Origin of the sequence: Collinsella aerofaciens, from assembly GCF_040926405.1 — a bacterium.
In the GTDB taxonomy this organism is placed as follows: Bacteria; Actinomycetota; Coriobacteriia; order Coriobacteriales; family Coriobacteriaceae; genus Collinsella.
The window spans coordinates 1,532-4,942 of sequence record NZ_JBCOIG010000048.1; the positions used below are offsets into that span (position 1 = coordinate 1,532).

Sequence of the window (3,411 nt, forward strand, 5' to 3'; positions counted from 1 at the left end):
TAATGAGTGAGGAGCATCTGATCGCGAGCACAGTGAAGACACTGTGCCGCGGTATGAGATACCCGAATTGCGACATACGAGCGCTATTCATGATATCGATTAATTAGATTAATTAGCGACACGTGGATATCCCGCGGGCCCGATGCGGTCCCGCAAGATACCACGGGCGCACGGCGGATGCCTTGGCACAGGGAGCCGATGAAGGACGCGGCAAGCTGCGATAATCCCCGGCGAGGAGCACACATCCTTCGACCCGGGGGTCTCCGAATGGGCGAACCCATGCACAGCAGTGTGCATATCCCCACCCCGAACACATAAGGGTGGGGAGGACAACCCGGGGAACTGAAACATCTAAGTACCCGGAGGAGAGGAAATCAATCTCGAGACTCCCCGAGTAGCGGCGAGCGAAAGGGGACCGATGGCCAAACCGTCGAGCGGGCATACCCGGCAGGGGTTCCGCCGACGGGGTTGCAGGGCCGCGCATCCGGGGGCTGCCGCCCCCGGGCGCAGGTCCGGCTGGGGAGCGGAACGGCATGGGAGGGCCGGCCGCAGCGGGTGACAGCCCCGTACGCGAACCCAGACCGGACGGCGCGACGCGGTCCCTGAGTAGGGCCGGGCACGTGAAACCCGGTCCGAACCTGGGTGGACCACCATCCAAGCCTGAGTACTACCCTGTGACCGATAGCGCACCAGTACCGTGAGGGAAAGGTGAAAAGCACCCCGGGAGGGGAGTGAAACAGTACCTGAAACCGTGCGCCCACGAGCAGTCGGAGCAACTTTCAGTTGTGACGGCGTGCCTTTTGTAGAATGAGCCAGCGAGTCGCTGGCGCGGGGCGAGGTTAACCGAAAGGGAGCCGGAGCGAAAGCGAGCCTTAACAGGGCGACTTGAGTCCCGCGCCGCGGACGCGAAGCCGGGTGAGCTATCCGTGGGCAGGCTGAAGCGGGGGTAAGACCCCGTGGAGGGCCGAACGCACGTCGGTTGAAAACGGCGGCGATGACCTGCGGATAGGGGTGAAAGGCCAATCAAACCCGGAGATATCTCGTTCTCCCCGAAATAGCTTTAGGGCTAGCGTCGCGCGTTCACCGCCGGAGGTAGAGCACCGGATGGACGAGGGGGCTTCGCCGCCTACCGAATCCAACCGAACTCCGAATGCCGGCGGCCCAGAGCGCGGCAGTCAGAGCATGTGGGCTAAGCTGTGTGCTCGAGAGGGAAACAGCCCGGACCGCCCGCTAAGGTCCCCAAGTTCCAGCCGAGTGGCAAAGGATGTGCGTCCGCCCAGACAACCAGGATGTTGGCTTAGAAGCAGCCATCCATTCAAAGAGTGCGTAACAGCTCACTGGTCGAGTGGACATGCGCCGACAATACACGGGGCTAAGCTGGACACCGAAGCGGCGGGATTTTAATTCATTAGAATCGGTAGGGGAGCTTCCCATGGGCGGAGAAGCCGGAGGGCGACCGACGGTGGAGCGCATGGGAGTGAGAATGCTGGCATGAGTAGCGAGAGACGAGAGAGTAACTCGTCCGCCGTGAACCCGAGGTTTCCTGGGCAAGGCTAATCCTCCCAGGGTCAGTCGGGGGCTAAGGCGAGGCCGGGAGGCGTAGCCGACGCGCAGCAGGCAGACATTCCTGCACCGCGCACGCGGCGCTACGACCGACGGGGCGACGGATGGGGGTGGCTCGGCGGGGTTCTGGACGTCCCCGTGATGGAGCGCGGCCCGCGGACCAGGGAAATCCGGTCCGCAGGAGGGCGAGGCTCCGGACGAAGCGACTGAGCGAAGCGAGTGAGCCCGAGGTCCCTAGAAAAACCCCTAGGCAGGCGCGTGCGCGCCCGTACCGCAAACCGACACAGGTGGGTGGGTAGAACATACCGAGGCGATCGGGTCAACCATGGTCAAGGAACTCGGCACAATGGCCCCGTAACTTCGGGAGAAGGGGTGCCCGCGCGTACGTGAACCGGCTTGCCCGGGGAGCGGAGGCGGGCCGCAGTGGAGAGGCCCAAGCGACTGTTTACCAAAAACACAGGACTCTGCAGAAGCCGCAAGGCGACGTATAGGGTCTGACGCCTGCCCGGTGCCGGAAGGTCACGCGGAGGAGTTAGCCGATTCGGCGAAGCCCCGAAGCCAAGCCCCGGTAAACGGCGGCCGTAACTATAACGGTCCTAAGGTAGCGAAATTCCTTGTCGGGTAAGTTCCGACCTGCACGAAAGGCGCAACGACTTGGGCGCTGTCTCGACCATGGACCCGGTGAAATTGCACTGGTCGTGAAGATGCGACTTACCCGCGGAAGGACGGAAAGACCCCGTGAACCTTCACTGCAGCTTGGCATTGGCCGCTGGTCCCGCGTGTAGAGGATAGGCAGGAGGCATCGATCCGGAGGCGCCAGCCCCCGGGGAGCCGCCCTTGGAATACTGCCCTCGCGCGACCGGCGTCCTAACCCGAGGCCGTCAACCGGCTCGGGGACCGTGCCAGGCGGGCAGTTTGACTGGGGCGGTCGCCTCCTAAAGGGTAACGGAGGCGCGCGAAGGTCCGCTCGGGACGGTCGGCAACCGTCCTTTTGAATGCAAGAGTACAAGCGGGCTTGACTGCGAGGCCCACAAGCCGAGCAGGTGCGAAAGCAGGCTCTAGTGATCCGGCGGCCCCGAGTGGGTGGGCCGTCGCTCAACGGATAAAAGGTACTCCGGGGATAACAGGCTGATCTTGCCCAAGAGTCCACATCGACGGCAAGGTTTGGCACCTCGATGTCGGCTCATCGCATCCTGGGGCTGGAGCAGGTCCCAAGGGTACGGCTGTTCGCCGTTTAAAGCGGTACGCGAGCTGGGTTCAGAACGTCGTGAGACAGTTCGGTCCCTATCCTCCGTGGGCGCAGGAGAATCGATGGAGGCTGCCCCCAGTACGAGAGGACCGGGGTGGACGCACCTCCGGTGAACCGGTTGTCGACCAACGGCACGGCCGGGTAGCCGCGTGCGGCGCGGATAACCGCTGAAGGCATCTAAGCGGGAAGCCGTTCCAGGGATTAGTTCTCCTTCCGGTAAGGGCCCAGGTAGACTACCTGGTCGATAGACGGCAGGTGCAAGGGCGGCGACGTCCTCAGCCGAGCCGCACTAATCGCCCGAGCTCTTCCGGAACCGCACCTCGCGGCCCGCGGGACCCAGCGCTCACGCGCGGTCCGGGCACGAGGATGCCCCCGAGTCAGTTTCTTTCCTATACGCCATGCGGCCCCCAGGGCACGTGAGTGAGACACCGGACACCGAAGATACGGTGGGCGCCGCCCACCGGTCAGCGGCCAGAGCATGGGGGGCACGCCCGGTCCCGTTCCGAACCCGGAAGCTAAGCCCCATCGCGCCGAGAGTACTGCGGGGTCAGCCCGTGGGAGGCCAGGGCGCCGCTGACCGGTGGACGGCACCGAGCCGT

At 64.2% G+C, this 3,411-nt stretch carries 2 rRNA genes; both read left to right on the plus strand.

Going from position 1 to position 3,411, the window contains the following annotated elements:
* Positions 1-150: 150 nt before the first annotated feature.
* A 23S ribosomal RNA gene (locus AB5758_RS09485) occupies positions 151-3,125 on the plus strand.
* A 150-nt stretch (positions 3,126-3,275) separates the two neighbouring features.
* Positions 3,276-3,391, plus strand: a 5S ribosomal RNA gene (rrf, locus tag AB5758_RS09490).
* The last annotated feature ends 20 nt before the right edge of the window (positions 3,392-3,411 follow it).